At 58.0% G+C, this 16,857-nt stretch carries 20 protein-coding genes and 1 tRNA gene; 8 read left to right on the forward strand and 13 right to left on the reverse strand.

Annotated features, from left to right (window positions below; all coding sequences use genetic code 11):
* The first annotated feature begins 18 nt into the window (after window positions 1–18).
* Genes U5A82_RS06050 through U5A82_RS06060 form a run of 3 tightly spaced genes read left to right on the forward strand, consistent with a single transcriptional unit; the run spans window position 19 to window position 3,370 of the window.
* Complete coding sequence (locus U5A82_RS06050) at window positions 19–1,590, forward strand: recombinase family protein (protein ID WP_326289442.1); 1,572 nt, start codon at window positions 19–21, stop codon at window positions 1,588–1,590.
* Complete coding sequence (locus U5A82_RS06055) at window positions 1,587–2,480, forward strand: plasmid partitioning protein RepB C-terminal domain-containing protein (RefSeq protein WP_326289443.1); 894 nt, start codon at window positions 1,587–1,589, stop codon at window positions 2,478–2,480. Before U5A82_RS06050 ends, U5A82_RS06055 begins: the two co-directional genes overlap by 4 nt.
* Window positions 2,477–3,370, forward strand: a complete 894-nt coding sequence (locus tag U5A82_RS06060) for a plasmid partitioning protein RepB C-terminal domain-containing protein (protein ID WP_326289445.1) — start codon at window positions 2,477–2,479, stop codon at window positions 3,368–3,370. The genes U5A82_RS06055 and U5A82_RS06060 overlap by 4 nt, the downstream gene beginning before the upstream one ends.
* 62 nt (window positions 3,371–3,432) lie before the next feature.
* On the opposite strand, the gene U5A82_RS06065 is transcribed toward U5A82_RS06060, so the two are convergent.
* Window positions 3,433–3,678, reverse strand: coding sequence for a hypothetical protein (locus U5A82_RS06065; protein WP_326289446.1), 246 nt, complete (start codon window positions 3,676–3,678; stop codon window positions 3,433–3,435).
* Between the two features lie 68 nt (window positions 3,679–3,746).
* Window positions 3,747–4,178 carry a DUF1810 domain-containing protein gene (locus U5A82_RS06070; protein WP_326289447.1) on the reverse strand — a complete coding sequence of 144 codons (432 nt, stop codon included), beginning with the start codon at window positions 4,176–4,178 and terminating at the stop codon, window positions 3,747–3,749.
* Between the two features lie 394 nt (window positions 4,179–4,572).
* Here U5A82_RS06070 and U5A82_RS06075 point away from each other — a divergent pair, with 394 nt between their 5' ends.
* Together U5A82_RS06075 and U5A82_RS06080 are read left to right on the forward strand one after the other, a co-directional pair.
* Window positions 4,573–6,135 carry a reverse transcriptase domain-containing protein gene (locus U5A82_RS06075; protein WP_326289448.1) on the forward strand — a complete coding sequence of 521 codons (1,563 nt, stop codon included), beginning with the start codon at window positions 4,573–4,575 and terminating at the stop codon, window positions 6,133–6,135.
* A 333-nt stretch (window positions 6,136–6,468) separates the two neighbouring features.
* A tRNA-OTHER gene (locus tag U5A82_RS06080) sits at window positions 6,469–6,552 on the forward strand.
* Between the two features lie 44 nt (window positions 6,553–6,596).
* On the opposite strand, the gene U5A82_RS06085 is transcribed toward U5A82_RS06080, so the two are convergent.
* The gene (locus U5A82_RS06085) at window positions 6,597–6,935 is read right to left on the reverse strand and encodes a hypothetical protein (protein WP_326289449.1); all 339 of its coding nucleotides are present in this window, start codon (window positions 6,933–6,935) and stop codon (window positions 6,597–6,599) included.
* 117 nt (window positions 6,936–7,052) lie between these two features.
* Between U5A82_RS06085 and U5A82_RS06090 the strand changes: the two genes are divergently transcribed.
* Window positions 7,053–7,334 carry a DUF427 domain-containing protein gene (locus tag U5A82_RS06090; protein ID WP_326289451.1) on the forward strand — a complete coding sequence of 94 codons (282 nt, stop codon included), beginning with the start codon at window positions 7,053–7,055 and terminating at the stop codon, window positions 7,332–7,334.
* 100 nt (window positions 7,335–7,434) lie between these two features.
* Here U5A82_RS06090 and U5A82_RS06095 read toward each other — a convergent pair whose 3' ends face one another.
* The 5 genes from U5A82_RS06095 to U5A82_RS06115 form a co-directional block, all read right to left on the reverse strand.
* On the reverse strand, window positions 7,435–8,133 hold the full coding sequence (locus U5A82_RS06095; RefSeq protein WP_326289453.1) for a recombinase family protein: 699 nt from the start codon (window positions 8,131–8,133) through the stop codon (window positions 7,435–7,437).
* A 16-nt stretch (window positions 8,134–8,149) separates the two neighbouring features.
* Window positions 8,150–8,944, reverse strand: a complete 795-nt coding sequence (locus tag U5A82_RS06100) for a hypothetical protein (RefSeq protein ID WP_326289455.1) — start codon at window positions 8,942–8,944, stop codon at window positions 8,150–8,152.
* A gap of 233 nt (window positions 8,945–9,177) precedes the next feature.
* Window positions 9,178–9,822 carry a hypothetical protein gene (locus tag U5A82_RS06105; RefSeq protein ID WP_326289456.1) on the reverse strand — a complete coding sequence of 215 codons (645 nt, stop codon included), beginning with the start codon at window positions 9,820–9,822 and terminating at the stop codon, window positions 9,178–9,180.
* Window positions 9,819–10,070: a hypothetical protein gene (locus U5A82_RS06110; RefSeq protein ID WP_326289458.1), complete on the reverse strand. Its 252-nt coding sequence runs from the start codon at window positions 10,068–10,070 to the stop codon at window positions 9,819–9,821. Before U5A82_RS06110 ends, U5A82_RS06105 begins: the two co-directional genes overlap by 4 nt.
* Window positions 10,071–10,091: 21 nt before the next feature.
* A complete protein-coding gene (locus U5A82_RS06115) occupies window positions 10,092–10,505 on the reverse strand; it encodes a hypothetical protein (protein ID WP_326289460.1) in 414 nt (137 codons plus the stop codon).
* Window positions 10,506–10,804: 299 nt separating this feature from the next.
* Between U5A82_RS06115 and U5A82_RS06120 the strand changes: the two genes are divergently transcribed.
* Window positions 10,805–11,863: an HNH endonuclease gene (locus tag U5A82_RS06120; protein ID WP_326289462.1), complete on the forward strand. Its 1,059-nt coding sequence runs from the start codon at window positions 10,805–10,807 to the stop codon at window positions 11,861–11,863.
* A 141-nt stretch (window positions 11,864–12,004) separates the two neighbouring features.
* Here the strand turns inward: U5A82_RS06120 and U5A82_RS06125 are convergent, their stop codons facing one another.
* Window positions 12,005–12,340 (reverse strand): hypothetical protein, encoded by a 336-nt coding sequence (locus U5A82_RS06125; RefSeq protein ID WP_326289464.1) that lies wholly within the window; start codon window positions 12,338–12,340, stop codon window positions 12,005–12,007.
* A 259-nt stretch (window positions 12,341–12,599) separates the two neighbouring features.
* Between U5A82_RS06125 and U5A82_RS06130 the strand changes: the two genes are divergently transcribed.
* Window positions 12,600–13,250 (forward strand): hypothetical protein, encoded by a 651-nt coding sequence (locus U5A82_RS06130; RefSeq protein ID WP_326289466.1) that lies wholly within the window; start codon window positions 12,600–12,602, stop codon window positions 13,248–13,250.
* Between the two features lie 356 nt (window positions 13,251–13,606).
* On the opposite strand, the gene U5A82_RS06135 is transcribed toward U5A82_RS06130, so the two are convergent.
* The 4 genes from U5A82_RS06135 to istB form a co-directional block, all read right to left on the reverse strand.
* The gene (locus tag U5A82_RS06135) at window positions 13,607–13,954 is read right to left on the reverse strand and encodes a polyhydroxyalkanoic acid system family protein (protein WP_326289467.1); all 348 of its coding nucleotides are present in this window, start codon (window positions 13,952–13,954) and stop codon (window positions 13,607–13,609) included.
* 145 nt (window positions 13,955–14,099) lie between these two features.
* A complete protein-coding gene (locus U5A82_RS06140; protein ID WP_326289469.1) occupies window positions 14,100–15,128 on the reverse strand; it encodes a GTP pyrophosphokinase in 1,029 nt (342 codons plus the stop codon).
* Window positions 15,083–15,964, reverse strand: a complete 882-nt coding sequence (locus U5A82_RS06145) for a nucleoid-associated protein (protein WP_326289471.1) — start codon at window positions 15,962–15,964, stop codon at window positions 15,083–15,085. Before U5A82_RS06145 ends, U5A82_RS06140 begins: the two co-directional genes overlap by 46 nt.
* A 139-nt stretch (window positions 15,965–16,103) precedes the next feature.
* Window positions 16,104–16,853, reverse strand: coding sequence for an IS21-like element helper ATPase IstB (gene istB, locus U5A82_RS06150; RefSeq protein ID WP_442802142.1), 750 nt, complete (start codon window positions 16,851–16,853; stop codon window positions 16,104–16,106).
* Window positions 16,854–16,857 lie beyond the last annotated feature (4 nt).

The following is a 16,857-nucleotide window of genomic DNA, read 5'->3' on the forward strand; positions in this document are numbered from 1 at the left end:
CCAGGATTCCAAGCGGCCATGGTCATCAATTGGAACTCAACACATTCTGCCGGCGATATCGAACGGCCGCTTATTCCGGCTGCAGAATATGTACGGATGTCGACGGAGCATCAGCAATATTCGACAGATAACCAAAGCGTGGTCATCCGCCAATATGCCGAGCGCCATGGATACACTATCGTTAGAACCTATGCGGACGAGGGAAAGAGTGGCCTCACAATCGCAGGCCGCCCTGGTTTGCGCCAGATCATAGACGATGCCGAAAGCGGCAACGCTGACTTTGCGGCGGTCCTGGTTTATGACGTCAGCAGGTTTGGGCGCTTCCAAGATGCTGACGAGGCGGCCAGCTACGAGTTGCGCCTCCGTCATGCTGGCGTGATTGTGCAATATTGCGCCGACCAGTTCGACAATGACGGTAGCATACCGTCCTCGTTGATAAAAACGGTCAAGCGGGTCATGGCGGGTGCATATAGCCACGATCTGTCGATCAAGGTCTTCGCGGGACAAGCTAATCTCATTCGTCTGGGTTACCGGCAAGGTGGCGCCGCAGGTTACGGACTGCGCCGGGTGCTCATCGACCGCACGGGACAACAGAAAGGTACGCTTGATCGAGGACAACAGAAAAGCATCGCAACCGATCGCGTCGTTCTCGCCTCTGGTCCAGATGAGGAAGTCGAGATCGTCAGAGCGATTTACAGGCGCTTCGTGCAAAACGGCCAAAACGAGCAGGAGATTGCGGATTGGCTGAACTCCGTTGGCAAGCTGACGGATCTAAACCGGCCTTGGACGCGAGGTACCGTCCATCAAATCCTTATCAACGAGAAATATGCCGGCCATAATGTTTGGGCTCGAACATCTTTCAAGCTAAAGCAGCGACATGTCGCCAATGATCCGAGAGAATGGATCAGAGCGGACAACGCCTTTCCAGCCATTGTGGATCAAAACATCTTCGATGAGGCGCAGGCAATCATAAGCGCAAGAACTGTTCGTCTTTCCGATGAAGAGCTGTTGCAAAAGCTGTCGGAAATACTGCAGCACACCGGCGTCCTGTCCGGCATCATCATCGACGAATATGATGATGCCCCTTCCAGCAGCGCATACCGGACGCGGTTTGGAAGTCTGTTGAGAGCCTATGCTTTGGTCGGCTTCGCTCCAGATCGAGACTATCGCTACTTGGAAATAAATCGCGAACTGCGGTCACGTTTCCCCGCCGTTTTACAAAAGTTAATGCTCGGCGTGGAAGCGTGCGGCGGCCAAATACGGCGAGATGCCAGGAGCGATCTCCTGACGATCAATTCGGAATTTACAGTTTCGGTGGTAATCGCGCGTTGCATATCCACTTCGGGTGGCGCGCCAAGGTGGAAACTGCGTCTCGATACCGACCTTCATCCGGATATCACCGTAGCGGTGCGAATGAACACCGATAACGTGGCGATACGCGACTATTATGTCTTACCGCGCCTGGACTTAGGCGACGCAGTCCTGCGGCTATGTGAATGGAACGGTCTATCGCTGGACGCCTATCGTTTTGATGAACTCGACACATTCTTCAATCTCTGCCGACGCCGTGACCTTCGGAGGATCGCATGACGAATGCACGCCCCGCTCAAAAAGTGGAATGGATCGCCTTGGACCGCATTACCGTGGTAAATCCGCGCGTACGCAACAAAAAGGTCTTCAAGGAAATAGTCGACAATATTGCACAGATTGGCCTCAAGCGACCAATCACGGTGACACGTAGAGTTGAGGCTGACGGCCCCTTTTATGACCTCGTATGTGGACAAGGCCGACTTGAGGCTTACTTGGCGTTAGGCCAAAAGGAAGTGCCCGCTTTGGTGGTTTCAGCCGATCCAGAAGATTGCCTAATCGCGAGCCTAGTTGAGAACTGCGCACGCCGCCAACACACCTCTCTCGATCTCCTCCATGACATTGGCGGCATGCGGGAGCGCGGCCACAGCTGCTCGGAAATCGCGAGAAAAACCGGGCTGACGTTCGAATATGTCAGCGGGGTTTCTCGGCTATTGGAGCAAGGAGAGGAGCGGCTTTTGCGCGCGGTCGAGGCCCGTGTAATTCCTGTGAGTACTGCACTGGCTATTGCGAACGCAAAGGAACATGAGGTTCAACGGGCCCTCCAAGAAGCATATGAGACAGGTCAGCTGAAGGGCAAACGGCTTCTAGCTGCAAAGCGCATCGTGGAAACCCGTCGTCGCTATGGACGCGAGGTGGTGAAACAAGCCTCGCCTCATGGCGAACGAATGTCTTCTGCTGCACTAATGCGCGCCTATGAGGATGATGTGACGCGGAAAAAAGATATGATCCGTCGTGCAAATGCCACCCGAAGCCGGCTGATGATCATCGTAGAGGCCGTTCGGCAGCTTAAAAATGACACTTCCTTTACCGCACTTCTGGAGCGGGAGGGCATGTCATCTATGCCCGAGCGCTTAGCGCAACGTGTGGATGTACTGGGGGTAGCGTCATGACCCGGCGGCCATATATTCCAGTGAAGATCGGATTTGAAGAAACTAGCCTTCGCATACCGATCGACGCCATCCTGCCTCTCCGCGAAGTGTCCGAAAATGTACGAAAATCAATGAAGTATGGGCAGATCGCCGCAGCTATTGCAGAGGTAGGGATAATCGAACCTCCAGCCGTGGCACGCGACGCAACCGACCGGAACAAATTCCATCTGTTAGACGGCCATCTGCGCCTCGACATTCTTCGCGCGCGCGGTGAGGCGGAAGTCGTGTGCTTGATCGCCATAGACGATGAGGCTTTCACTTATAACAAGCGGATAAGCCGAATAGCTACCATCCAAGAGCATAAGATGATCTTGAACGCCATTAAGAAAGGAGTGTCAGAGGAACGATTAGCACGCGCGTTGAATGTAGACATTCATAATATTCGCCTTAAACGAAATTTGCTTGTTGGCATATGCCCAGAGGTTGCCGACTTACTGAGGGATCGCCACGTTCCGATCAACACCTTTTCGGAACTTCGTCGCCTCAAGGAAGTACGGCAGATGGAAGTGGCAATGGCGATGATCGCGATGAACCGCTATTCTGTCGGATATGTGAAAACAATGGTGGCATCTACGCCTGACGACCATTTCGTCCCAGGTCGAAAACCACGTACTAAACTTGGTATGAGTAACGACCAAATTGAAATGATGGCTAGAGAATCCGACATGGTGGGGAGGCAGTTCAACCTCATCACAAAGGATTATGGTGTCGACAATCTGGATTTGGCGGTAGCGGTAGGATATGTATCAAATCTACTCGATAATGCTGCTGTTGTTCGCCATCTTGCACAACACCATAGTGACCTACTTGCTGAATTCCAAAAAGTTGCGGATTGGCAGAAAGCCGCTTGAGCAGATGTTCAATTCGCACATAGAGTGATGCAGCGCCACCACGCCGCAACCTTTCGAACGGTTCAAGCCAAAGCGTCGATACCCATTACCTGCATGTACGCCACCGCCTCGAACGACCAGCGCCGGTCGCCGTGCAGGATCACGCCCAGCTTCCGCGTGTCGCGGTGCCAACTGATCTCGACCAGGCGCTGCCCGGTGTCCGGGTCGCAGGCAGTGATGCGATCGTAGCCATCGGGATCATCGCAGACGCGCTCGGCCTGGAGGGTGATGCCATCGAAGGTGACGGGGTGGGTTGTGTCGTTTGTCATGTCCGCCACTTTACAGGCCGTCAGCAACGTTGACCAACTTTGCACGCCGCTTATGAGCAGCGACAACGTTATCGACGCGCCAGAAACGCAAGCGTGGAATCGTCACGCACACCCCCGAACCATCGATCCAATGCGGCGCTGAACAAGACGCCGCCGCCCGCCGCTTCGAACAGGGTCAGGGAAGACCGCAGCTTCATGGCGTCTACATCGCCCAGTACGCCCGCAGCGCTGTGGCCTTGCGGCAGATCCTGCAGTGCGCGCACGCAATCCCGCAGGCGTTGGCCCAGCGTAGGGTGCCCCATATACGCCCGTGCCTCGTCTAGCGACGCGATGGCATAGTGCTGCGCCACCGGACTGCGGCCCAGTCCCGCCAGCTGCGGGAATACGAACCACATCCAGTGACTGGTTTTTCGGCCCCGGCGCAGCTCGGCCAGGGCTTCCGTGTAGGTGTCTTGTTGGGCGTTGAGGAAGCGCTTAAAATGATGGGATTCGCTGGTCATGCGGCTAAGACTCCGACGGCGGTCGGTCGTTCCGCATGACTGGATTGCGTCCATCTCCGCCGTTCGAAATGCCGGGCATCACTCCCGGAATTGGGCATTCTATATAGCCGTCAATCAGCATGTACCAAGGTCAGCACTGAAGCTCCGCCGCTACCCGGACAAATCTCTCGCGGAATTCACCGGTGCGAACAACACGCATGTCAGAACTTCAATTCACGTGAGCGTGGCGACCATCTTTCCTTAGCTCAAGGTTCATTTGGGGCTCCGATATGTGGGACCTGCCGTTTCGTCGACACGATTGAGCCTTTTGGCTCGCGGGGACTGAAACTCCATCGCGGGATGGACTCCCCACCGCTGACCGTTATGAGGGCCAGTCAACTAAGCGGATTTATCCATGCCCGGCCTTGATAGGAAGATAATCGCGCAGATCGACCACGAGAGCGTCATCGCTCACGTGAAGGCCGATATACGCAGCGATTTCATCCTAGCTCCTCACTACAACGCCATCTTCAACCGGGCGGACGACGAGCTTTGGGAACAGTTGAAGCAGCAGTTACGCGCGGGCACGTACCAGCCTGAACTGCCGATCACCATGAGCGTACCGAAGGAACGCTTCTTCACGAGGCCGGGCAGCATCCTTCGGCCGTTAGACCGCCTCATGTACCAAGCGCTCATCGACAACGTTATGGAACAGTTGGAAGAAGGGCATGACCGCAGTCGCTCGTTTAGCCACGTCCCCTCGCACGAGGCGGGGAAGATGTTCGAACCCAACCACGAGTCCTGGGAAAGCTTTCAGGAGCGAATTGCCGAAATCTGCGGTGAGAGCGAATTTATCCTCAAGGCGGACATATCGAATTATTTCGAGCGGCTGCCTCAACATAACCTAATAAACCTGATGTCGGCGGCGGGCTGTGCGCCGGAGGCGGTCAGCTTGCTGGAGGAGATGCTCCTAGCGTTCCGCGAGCGGAATTCGTTTGGCATTGTCCAAGGTGTGTATCCGTCGGATGCGCTGGGTAATTTTTACCTGTCTGCCCTCGACGCCCATTGCGAACTCGATCAGGTCCTTTCTGCGCGTTACGTGGACGACATCTACATGGGCTTTCAATCGGAAGCCGAGGCGCGGAAGGGCCTTGCCGATCTTATCGAGACGTTGCGCAAGGACGGCCTGCACTTAAACGAGCACAAGTCCAAGATCATGCCCGCCGACGATGTCATGCGCGAGGAGACCGCGATCGACCGGCTGTTCGACGAGGTTCGCGATGAGTTGGCGGACGACGAAATTTACCATCGCGCCAGTCCGTACGGTTTCGAGGTGGAGTGGGAAGACGAGGATGACGAAGCCGACGAAGAGGAAGAAGACGACAATGGCGACGAGGACCTCCAGAACGCCGCCGTCGAACGCCTGATAGGGAACATCGGGGACTACCCGAACCAGGAGGACCAGATTGAAAAGTTTTGCCTGCCAATCCTGCGTTCGGCCCAGTCGGACACTGCGATCGAGCACGTGCTTGGAAAACTGAAGGAGAAGCCCCACCAGACCCGGCTGTACTTCTCTTACATATCAACCTTTGTTCGGACGAACGGGGATGTGGTTGACGCGTTGGAGGCGCTCGTCGCCGACGACACTGTGTCTAATTACCAGCGGATGTTCCTGCTGGCTGCGCTAATCAGGGCAAAGACTGTGAGCCGAGCGACGGTGAACACAGCCCTGCAGTGGCTTCAGAACCGTACTGTCGCGAAAGAGACCCGAGCTATAGCCGCCATCTTCGCCGCTAAGCATGGCGTGGCGCAGCAGAAGCGGACGGTGCGCACCTCCTATGAGGATGAGCCCTCTGACTATGTCCGGAGCGCGATCCTCTACTCTTCAAGGTACCTCACCGCTGTGGAGAAAAAGACCTGCAAGCGGGCTTGGGGCGGGCACAATGCAATCAATATGCTGATCGCTCAGACGATCTGACAGAAGACTCCCGCCGTCACCAAGCAATGCTTGCAGCGCGAAACTGTCGACAATCATCAGGAGACATGGCGCTGCGGGGAACAGCACATTCTAGAAAGCGGCGGTGGTAATTGGACAACCGATAGTGTCGCAATGCCAAAAGACCGGTTTCCAAGGTTCCGCAGTTCAGAGCAGACGGTCTGTTTCCGGCCATTGTTCGCCTTTATCGAATTGCCCGAAACGCCAGCCCTAACGTCCGAAACGGGAAAATATTCCGTGTGCGAAACAATTGATGACTGGCGATCTTCAGACTGTCCGCTCCCCAAAGGTGGAAGACGTGCTATTCCTGCCAAGCCAGCGTGGCGGAATTGGTAGACGCACCATTGCAATGGTCTTCGTCGACGGACGGGGTGCCGGGTTCGATCCCCGGCCGCTGGAAAGGCTACGTTGGGTGGGAAGCGGACGTAAAATCTGTTTATACGTCAATCGGAGAAGACATGCTTATACCAAAACATTCGACGATCTCGGAACCACTCACGGTTGGTCTCCGTCTCGAATTTGGCAAACTTTTTCATGTCGAGCTTGTATCGGTAGGCTAGCGCAAGAAATTGACGCAAGTCATCATTACCCGGCCTGCGCTTTAGCTTGACGACCAACCCTCTCGAACCCTCACCCTTTACGCTTGCCACGCACGGTATACGTTCAAGCCATTCGAAATATGCACGTTCATCCGCATGATGGTAGAACATCACGTCGTTATCCATTTGGTCTAGCGTAAGGATCGCATCAGCCATCCGCGCATCTAAAGGCGTGTCCGTCATGTCCGCAAGTGGTCGATTCTCGACCGTCCGCTCTTTCGGCTGGGTACTGGCCTGGAGCGGCACTCCTTGAAACACGCTGCGGCGCGCCCGACCTGGGAAGTTTGGAAGAGAGTGAAAATGGTCGAAGCAAGATGGAACGGCTCGGTGATCGCTACCAGCGACGACACGATCATCGTCGAGGGCAATCACTATTTTCCCGCCGACGCCGTTAATTCCGCGTTCCTGCAGCCGAGCGAGACGACAACCGTCTGCCCGTGGAAGGGAACGGCGCACTACTACAGCCTGCAGGTTGAGGGAGCGGAGAATCGCGACGCCGCCTGGTATTACCCCGATCCGAAATCCGCGGCGGAGAATATCCGCGGTCGGGTCGCCTTTTGGAAGGGTGTGGAGGTAGGCTGATTTGAGACGGGAATCGGGGGATACCGTTGCCCACATCCGCGTAAGCAGATCGCGATCCTAACGATAGCGAATAGGGCGACGATGCCCAGCAACCGACATTTCAATCCGCACGCTCCAGATTTGCGCCCCGCCGCATCACGCGACGCACCTGCTCGGGATACCACAGCGGGCGACCGCTGGGCGCGGGCACGCTTCGCAGATTAAGCGCATGCGCCATCGCCCTGGCACTTGTGCAACCATCCGCCTCAAGCTGCCGCAGCAGCGGCATAATCTGGATGGCCCGCTGATCCGCCTTTTGGGCAAGCAAGGCTCCAGCTTTTGCCGCCGCCTCCCTGCATCCTGGCAGCAGCGCCGCCGCCCCATTGGGATTGCCCAGCCGCACGCCGCGTGCTTTGGCGGCGGCAAGGGCGGCCTTGGTCCGCTGGCTGATCATTTCCCGCTCGTGCTCGGCGATGGCCGCCAGTAAGTGAATAGTAAGCCGATTGGCATGGGGCATATCGACCGCAACAAAATCCACCCCACCATTCATAAGCGTCGCGATGGTCAAAACATCGCGGCTCAGCCGATCCAATTTTGCAATACACAGCGTTGCTCGGTGGAGCCTGCACGCGGCCAGAGCTTTTGCCAATTCTGGCCTATCCGCCCGCTTGCCAGACTCGACCTCCACATACTCTGCGACGATGCGATGGCCGCCGCCCAGGCCGTAACCCTCGACAGCGGCGCGCTGCGCGTCCAACCCCAATCCAGAGCGATTCTGCTTGTCTGTCGAGACCCTGTAATAGGCGACGATGGCGACCATCGGGCGAGTCCTCGCCTTACGCCAGAGCCGCCTGTTGGTCGGGCGAGCATTCGCCCACGCCATCCCCATTCTGAGCCGAAAGGAACCCGTCACGCACGGCCCCAGCGATATAGCCAGTGCACCAGTCGCGGTCTGTTGGCTTGGCCTTGGCGTTGGCGAAGGTGGCGGTCGCCATCAGGTCGATCAGCTCGCCTCTGGTAACCACGCCCTTCTCCCCCACGATGGCGACGATGGTGGCGACAACGGTGTTGGCGTTGGGCTGGATAGCGCCAAGCCGGATGCGCTGCGCCGACACGTCGCGGCCCCGACGCTGGAAACCAGCCGCCTTGCGACGCGCCGACATGGCCTGAAACGCCTTTTCGTCAGCGTCAGACCAGGACGACGCGAATGCGGGCAACGCGGGCGCAGCGGGTGCCGACTGATCCTCGACAACGATGGAGGGGGGAGTTGCGGCAGGCTCGGCGGCCAGCGCAGCGGCGGCGCTCGACTCCTTTATATCGACGACGGGCGCTGCTGATGCCTGTTCGGCGCTGGCGGCCGCCCCGTCGGCGGTGAAGGCGCTGTCGTCGGTGGATTGCGCGTGTTCAGCCACTGCCGTGGCGACAGCAGGCGGCGCGGCATGGCCGGGAACAGGACCAACGTCGGCACCGACTGGCGGCGTGGGAAACAGCTCCTCTAGCGCCCCACCTTCGGGCGCGGGCGCGGGCGCGGCGGCGGCCTTGGCCATTGCCTTGCGGTGAAGGGTCTTCGGGCTGGTGCCCAGACGCGTGGATAGGGTCTTGCGCGCGGCTTGGGCTGCGGTCTGTGTCATGCTGTTCGCTCCAGTCTACGGTGCGCCACAGTCTCGGTGGCGAACATTCGATGCCCGGATGCCAGACAGTTGCAACTCCTTTGTTTCGATTTCGGAACGGTCTACCGCATTTCTATCGTGAAATGCGCATGGTACCTAGTCAGGGTATTACCTGTGCGGGGACCGGCACGCTCGGTTGCCCCCGCGTCGATCTGTCGATGTCGATTTTCGAATTTCTCGACGACCGTCAAGCGTCAAAGGCGATCACCCTTTTGCATCTCTAGCGACGCTTTGATCCTATGGACCCATTCCTCGCCAGCCGTGACGCCGCTCATCTTGACCTTGAGCATGGGCCGCTCAAGGTCGGTGGTACCGATGACAACATAGGTCGGCCCATCGCGAGTGTGACTCTTGCTCTTTGTGGTTGCCGTAGTTTTGCCGCCAGCCGTCGCAGCACCGATTACTGCGCCAGCTCCGCCCAGTAGCGCGCCGCCCACCACCGCACGCCCCAGCGCGCCGGACTTTCTAGTCACGGCCTGCGTCTCCAGCCGCATCACTGTTCGGCTGGACTGCTGCAATTCCACCGACAGCACAGTGTCGAGATGGACCTCCCGCTCCTCCACTACCGAGTAGGACGGGCGAAGCTGCACCCGCGTCCACCGCAAGCGGGTCCGATCCGCGCTGATCATGAAGTACTCCCGCTCCGGCCGGCTGCGCCCGGCGTGGACGACCGGCCACTTCGGCCTCAGGCTCTCCTCATACAAGCGGTGTTGGTCTTCGTCCGCTTTAGCCTCGCTGGACCGGGCTGCGGCCTTGTCGCGGACTTCGTTGGTCGCTCGGAGCGAGAGGAAGCAGAACAGCAGTACTGCGCCCATGATGGTGAGCAGCAGGCCGATCATTGGCCGGGTTCCACCCTGTAGCGCAGGCCAGCGTTGCTGACGCCCAATAACGAAATGCGCGTGTCGCGCCACGTGATGGTCTGCGGATATGTGGCCTCCAGGGGGAAGGACAGCTCTTCGGTAAAGGCGGGCCGCGCCATGTCGTGCGAGAACTCACGATAGCTGAGCCGCAACACTCCCTGCGCCGCGCCTAGATAGACGAGCGTCTGACGGAAATAGTCGCTGCCGGGCGCGGCTGGCGCGTCCACCAGATCGTAGGGTGCGGGCGGTTAAATCTTCTTAGTGGTGAACAAGACGCTTTCGGCAGAGGCCTTGTCGAACTTCCCATCCCCGTCGCTGTCCTGCAGACACGCAGCGCCGCGCGGCCCAGCAAAGTGGTCCACATAGGTGTCCTCCGCCACGGTGCAGGCCTTGAGCGGCTTGTCGCGCGTGACCCGAAAAACGGCATTATTGGGGATGACGATCTTGCCTTGGATGCCCAGGGGCACCGCCAGGTCGTCGCGCAGGCGCGGTGCGGTGACCGCCACCATGTTGTACTTCTCCAGCAGCGGCGTGCCCACGGTGACCGTGGCCTCTATACCAGGCTCGGGCTTCTGCCCCACCTTGCGCTCTGCGGCGCTAGCTGGCTGGGCGCAGGTAATGGCAACGGCAGCCGCTGATAATGCAATGGAAAGTCTGATCATGCTCGTCCCCTGTTAGGGACGACGCTAGTAACCCCATGTTCGGCGCCGCCCCAAATGTTTAGTTCGGGGCGACGGCCAAGCCGGATGTTAGTAACCCGCTGAGACAACGAGCGCATGCGCCTTTACCGGCAAGCCGGCTGGACATGCGCGCATGCCACCCGGCCTCCAAAATCTGGTGACCGAGGTGTCTCAAAGGAGGTTACTAAGCCCCACACCCGAGTGTCGCGGGTGCCGGCTGACCTTAGGCGCGCTGGCGGAAGCTTTGCAAGTGATAGGGCAAGCTGAACAGCATCATTGCTTTGACGGGCGTCACCAGCGACAAGGTAAAAATGCCAACGCCCATCGTCATGCGCACCGCTGCCGGCCAACCGCTAAACGCCCGCGTCGAGGCCGACGAGCAGGGCATCATCGTCCACAGCCGCAGCGGCGTGGATCGCAACCGGGACTACCGGGAAGCTATGGAGTTGCTGTTGACGCGGCTGGATAAGGCCGGCCACCCCTATGAGGCGTATCTAGACAGTGCGCCTGTGCACCACCTGCCGCTGAACCAACGTCGCCTCGCGTTTCCGCGTAGCGGGCCAGTGGAAGAGCGCTTTAACCCGCTGGTGCGGGCCATGAACGCAAACAGCTCTAGCAACGGGGCTAGGCGTCGCGTGCTTTTCGTGGTCGCCGGCCTCACAAGGAGTCAGTTGGTCACCGTCGCCAATGGGACAGGTGATCTGGAGAGCGCGTCTGTTTCCAGGCTTCCGACCGAGCAGTTGCGAAAAGTCACTGCCGAGCACGTGGACAAGGCGGTCGCAAGGCTGCTGAAGGGCGACGACGCGCCTAACTTCGCGCCGTCCCGCGACTTTGACTTGCTTGGGCCCAGCGACGAGCGACTCGCGCCCAAGAAGGTATTTGGCTTTGCGCTGGAGCAAGCGCTGGGCATTGTGGCGTTTCCCGGCCACTTCTCTGCAGGTCTCGGTACCCCTTGTTTTCAGATTTTAGAGGCGGCCGGTTACCCCATCGTTACCAAGGGTCAGGCGGTGACGCCACCCTCTGTCCCCGTCGATCCCGATCTTGCGGCGGCGGAAGGAAACCAGCGATTGGTCACTCATCTTAAGCGTGAACGCAGACCGGCTCTGGCTGCGGCCAAGCGAAGGGCCATGATCGATCAGCTGGGATACCTCCAGTGCGAGCGATGCAAAATGGTGCCGAGTCAGGAACTTGGTCAGCACGGCGACGCGGTGATCGAAGTGCACCACGCCAAGGTTCAGGTGGCCGCCATGGCGATGGGGCATGTGACAAGGCTGGCCGACTTAATGTGCCTTTGTGCCAACTGCCATCGGATCACTCACCGTGAAATAGCAGCCGCCTAAAATCCTGGACGGCCTGTTACGTTGCTACGTTGTTAGCCCTGATCGACATTCGATTTTAATGAGGAGACTTGGAAGCTTACCTTCCCAACCCCTCACAGGACGCTTGTCGATCTCCTGACGTATCGTAACAGCGTAGCAGACCTAAGCCGCCCATCGGTCCAGGTCGGGAAACAGCGGCAGCGCTGGCGGAACATCAGGCTCGACAACGCGCGGATCGAAGGTCGCAACCGTCACCCACTCGACCCTCCACCCCAAGCGGGCCAGATCGCCGTCGAAGCGGACGATGCCCGCCCCGTCGCGCGCTACTTCCCACCGACACCGCATGTCGTCGTCGTACCAGCCCAGCAACAATGTGCCGTCGCTAAGGCCGACCAAGAAACGCTCGTCAGTGTCGTGCGGCACCGTCAGCACCGTTTCCACGTCACCGCTGACCTTCAGCCGCACGCTATCTGGAATGGGATGGATCGAGACGCACATCGTAGAATCATTCTTTCCTACATGAGAACATATAGCGAACATGCAGGACAAGAAAGGAGTCGGCAATGGTGATAATCGACGGATCGTTTCTTCTCGGAGTGGCGGCAGTGCTGACCAGCGTGGCCACGCTCTGGCGCGCAGTCAAAGGGAGAACCAAGTAGAGCGATATCATCCCCCGCATGACGGAAATAGTAGCCGGCCTAGTTGACGTGGACAGCCGCCGCGTCGACGCTGATGTAAAGCCGGGGGAGAGCGAATAATGCGCGGATTTGTAATTTTAGCTACGAGCTTCATGTTGGCTGGCTGCAGTCAGCCCCCGCAGAACGACACAGCGGTCGAGTCGACCGAAGCAACGCAGTCAACCACGGATGCGGGCAAGCTTTGGGTGACTACCCAATATGCAGACCGCCATTCCTGTCCCTCCGACAAGTGCGGCATCGTCGGACGCCTGTTTTTTCGAGAGGCCGCGACGCCGATGGAAATCAAGGACGGCTGGGTACGGGTAACCAAGGTCTACGACGCGTCGTGCATGAATGGCAAGAGCCAGTATGTGGACAAGGGCAATGCCGCCTGCACCACCGCTAATGGAATCAAGAATGGGCAGTTCGCGGAGTGGGTAAAAGAAAGCCAGCTTTCGGCCACACGACCAGCTGACCCAGCCGAGTCGGCGAGCGATGACGAGAGAATCGTCGCCGACTCCGATGATTTCACTCAGTATCGCGCGGCGTTCGCAAAGGTGGCGCGGGAATTGATCGCCAAGGGCCGTTGCACCGCTGGGGACTTTAAAGAGCAGGGCGGCTGGGTTAAGTCGGTGAACCAGCGCGACGAGCCCGTATATTTTACATACTGCGGAGGCATGACCGCCGCCAACAAGATATACATGAACGCCAAGACCGAGACGGTGATGTAACGCGCGCTTGGAGCGACGACCTGAGACAAAAGCTGGCAACCGCCCGCTTTCCGCATCGTTGACCCTCTTAATAACTAGAGAGGCATCATGACCCACAAGCCCGCCGTTCCGCCCGGCAGCACGCCGCCCTATCCAGCCCACCCCGCGCCGCACGCAGAGAGCTTGCAGGCAGACCCACTCTCGGCCAACGCCGAGGACGGCAAGACGGCAGGCCTGTCGCCTGGACCCGTCAGCGTTCTGGGCGCGGCGGTAGGCATCGGGTCAGCGGCAATCGTTGCGGCGCTGCTTTACGCAAGGCGAAAACGGGCCTGACGTTGGGGCGGGGATGTTTGCCCGGCCTTAACTCGGCGGTTGGCTCAGGCCTTTGCCGTCCCGTCACCCAGCATCAGCCTCTCGCCTTGTGACTTGACGATCGCGGCAATTGGCCCTGCCATTAGGCTAAGCATCCCAGGCAGTTTCAGCGTGACGCGAAGCCGGGCATCCTCTGCGTCTACCGTGCACTGCACCTCCACGCCCATAGTGGCCACGGTCAGCGCCAGGCGGTCGGCGCTGGGCCAGGAGTGTTTGACGGTAGCCGCGCCGCCGGGGATATGAGAGGCGAGCTTGCCAACACCCTTGGCCATGCGGCGGCGGGCCTCCTCGCGGCCGAGGTTGTGGTAAATGTCGATTATGGTTGGATTAGGCAAGACAACGCGCGGGGACAAGGGTTGTTATGGCGGGGGCGGATGCTTCGGGGGCGTGGGGCAGTTTTAGCTACGTTTTTACGTTGTTATCGGGCATCGAAAGGCGGTGTCACCGTAGGTATCGATGCGTGAAACCTCCCCACGATGCCGATGCTTGATCTTTGCTTCAGTTTACGCTTTCGCCGAGATCATTGAGTAGCGGCTCCATCTCCCTTGGCGTGAGCGGCCATACGGACGTCGCCTTCCGAACGGATCGGTAAACTGCGTAATATGCAAGCAGGACAGATGGTTGGCTGAAAATGGGATTTCTATCGGCGACATGAGCTTTGATCCGATCCGCGACGAAGGGATTCTCCTCAATGAACTGCCTTAGCGTTCCTGTGTGGTCGTCGCCTGCGACAGTTTCATAAGCGCTAAGGAGCATGCCTTCCAACACAGTCGGCTTAGGTTCGAAGCCGATAATATTACGATAAATTGTGGAGAGATCAGCCGTCATCCGCCTGACAGAAGCGAGGGCTGCGCTGACATCCGTTGAAACCTTCTCAAAGTAATCATTGGTAGCCTCGAGAAGCGCCATCGCTTTTGCAGCATTGCGCTGCATATTGTGGGTAGCGGCAATTTGTGGCTTATATATGGTATCATGTGTCAGTTCACTGTAGGCATGCTGTAGGAGTGTCTTGATCTGGACTTCGCATGGCGTGTTTTTGGGAATTTGAATTCCCTCGAACTCGATATCATTATCTGGGCGAACGACAAAATGGACCGCCGCATAGTCAAATGCGAGAGGGTTCCTCTTTTGTTCCTCTTCATAGTCCCGGTCTTTCGATAAAGTCCAGCCTGGTATTGAGGCGAGCGCGCGTTCGACCATGCGGATATCGCTGCCGAGCAGGACCACGAAACGAGTACCGACCTTGTCGGTGATGTCGGCGTATGGGTCCCCGTAGCTCTTGTTTCGATAGAAGGCTTTTTCGACGAGCTTCAGGTCATCCTTCGCACGAGGGGCGACCGCAACACGAAGAAAATAGCCCACATTAACCGGGGTGATCAGCGGCGCCAACTCCTGTTGCACCGCTGTCGAAATCAGGCGACCCCATGCCTCGTAGGCGGGCTTTTCAGAAGCCCACCTGTTAAGGAAATCAGACTCCTTGCTCATTCCTGGCTTTGCAGTTGTGCCCGAACCGTAATCTGGGTCCATGTTTGCCCACCGTCTCCGTTGACCGAATCCACGGTCACCAAATCCTTAATAGCGTCCGGCGGTCCCGAGAGCGTGATAGCGCGAGGAAACTTGAACTTCCGCCAACGCAGAACGCCAGAGAGTTCGGAAATGTCTTTGGCGATCGCAGCTGCCGGGAAGCGCTTGCGCTTCATATGGGCAAGGTAGTCGTCACCGAGATCAGCGGCCATATATGTTTTGGCGAATCTCGATGTTTGGATGGTATTCCCCTTATCTATCTTCAGATAAGCATACAGACCATTGTACAGATCAACCTTGTCTTTTTCGGGTATATTCTGCGCTTTGATAAAAGCTTTTGTTTCTTCAAAGAATTTTTTAACCTGATGAGCAGCGTTTTCTGGAATGTTCAGCCCAAGGAAGTTGCTATAAAAATATGTGGCTGCTGCATCTCGATGCGACGCGGACATCGCGCTGTCGTAAACAACAGTTCGCCAGCCCTCCGGAAGAGCAGGTCGCGGATTGGCCCCATCACTGATGAAGATGCCAATTTTGTACAGTTTTGTCTTCGGACTCAAAAACAGGTCGTTCACAAAGCGAGCCTGTAGGTTGGCTGTTTTGACGAATCCCTCGTGCAACTCCGCCTTCATCAGGCCAAAGAATGGGGTTGCTGGATTTCCCAACGTGCCATCGAAGACAACCATGAGACCGCCTGGTATTTGACGTGAGATCTGGGCGGTTGCGAGTGCTTCGGCAAACTGACGGGACTGATTTATGAATTGTGGGTCACGTTGCTTGACGAGCTCGGCGCCAATGTCGAGCGCGCTGCCCGGCCCAAATTCCCGGATGTCCATCTCCATGCACTGAGCAGTGCTCTTGAAGGCGGCTACGACCCTACTGCGTATTTCGCAAAAGCCGGACAGCTGCTTCGTTAAATCCCGGACAAGCGCTTCAGTAAATCCGGGACAGCTGGTGTAGGCAGTGGATGCCTGGTTGCTGTCATGGTTGAGTGATTTCGATATTTGCGTCCTGGGTCAAGCCATGCGGAGCTTTTTGTCGCCGCATGCTGTCACCTTTTAGCGTGATGCGATGGGCATTGTGGACGATGCGGTCGAGGATAGCATCGGCGATCGTGGGCTCGCCGATCATTTCGTGCCAGGCCGCCACCGGGAGCTGGGCGGTGATGAGTGTGGATCTACGGCGATACCGTTCCTCGAAGATTTCGAGTAGATCAAGGCGTTGCTGATCGTTGAGGCTATGGGTACCCCAGTCGTCCAGAATGAGCAGCTGAACGCGGGCAAGCTTGTCAACGACGCGTGGGAAGCGACCGTCGAGGCGCGCAAGAGCAAGATCCTCGAAGAGTCGCGGCATGCGCAGATATAAGACGGAGTGATCCTGGCGCGCTGCCTGTCGCCCGACCGCACATCCCAGCCACGTTTTTCCCGTGCCGGTTTGGCCGGTGATAATGAGATTCTCATTTGCCTTGAGCCAGGCGCCCTGTGCGAGAGAGAGGATATTGCGGCGATCCAGTCCGCGGTGCGCCCCGAAGTCGATATTTTCGACACAGGCGTCGACAAAGCGCAGTTTCGCGCTGGCAAGACGATTGGTCAGCCGTCGATCGGCGCGAGTGGCGATCTCGCGGTCAAGCATGAGCCCGAGCCATTCGTCTCGGGTCAGATCGCCAGCGGTGTCCTGCTCGGCAATGTCGCGCCATGCGGCCGCCATGCCTGCTAGCCCCAGGCTATGCATTTGA

Origin of the sequence: Sphingobium sp. CR2-8, assembly GCF_035818615.1 — a bacterium.
Lineage (GTDB): Bacteria > Pseudomonadota > Alphaproteobacteria > Sphingomonadales > Sphingomonadaceae > Sphingobium.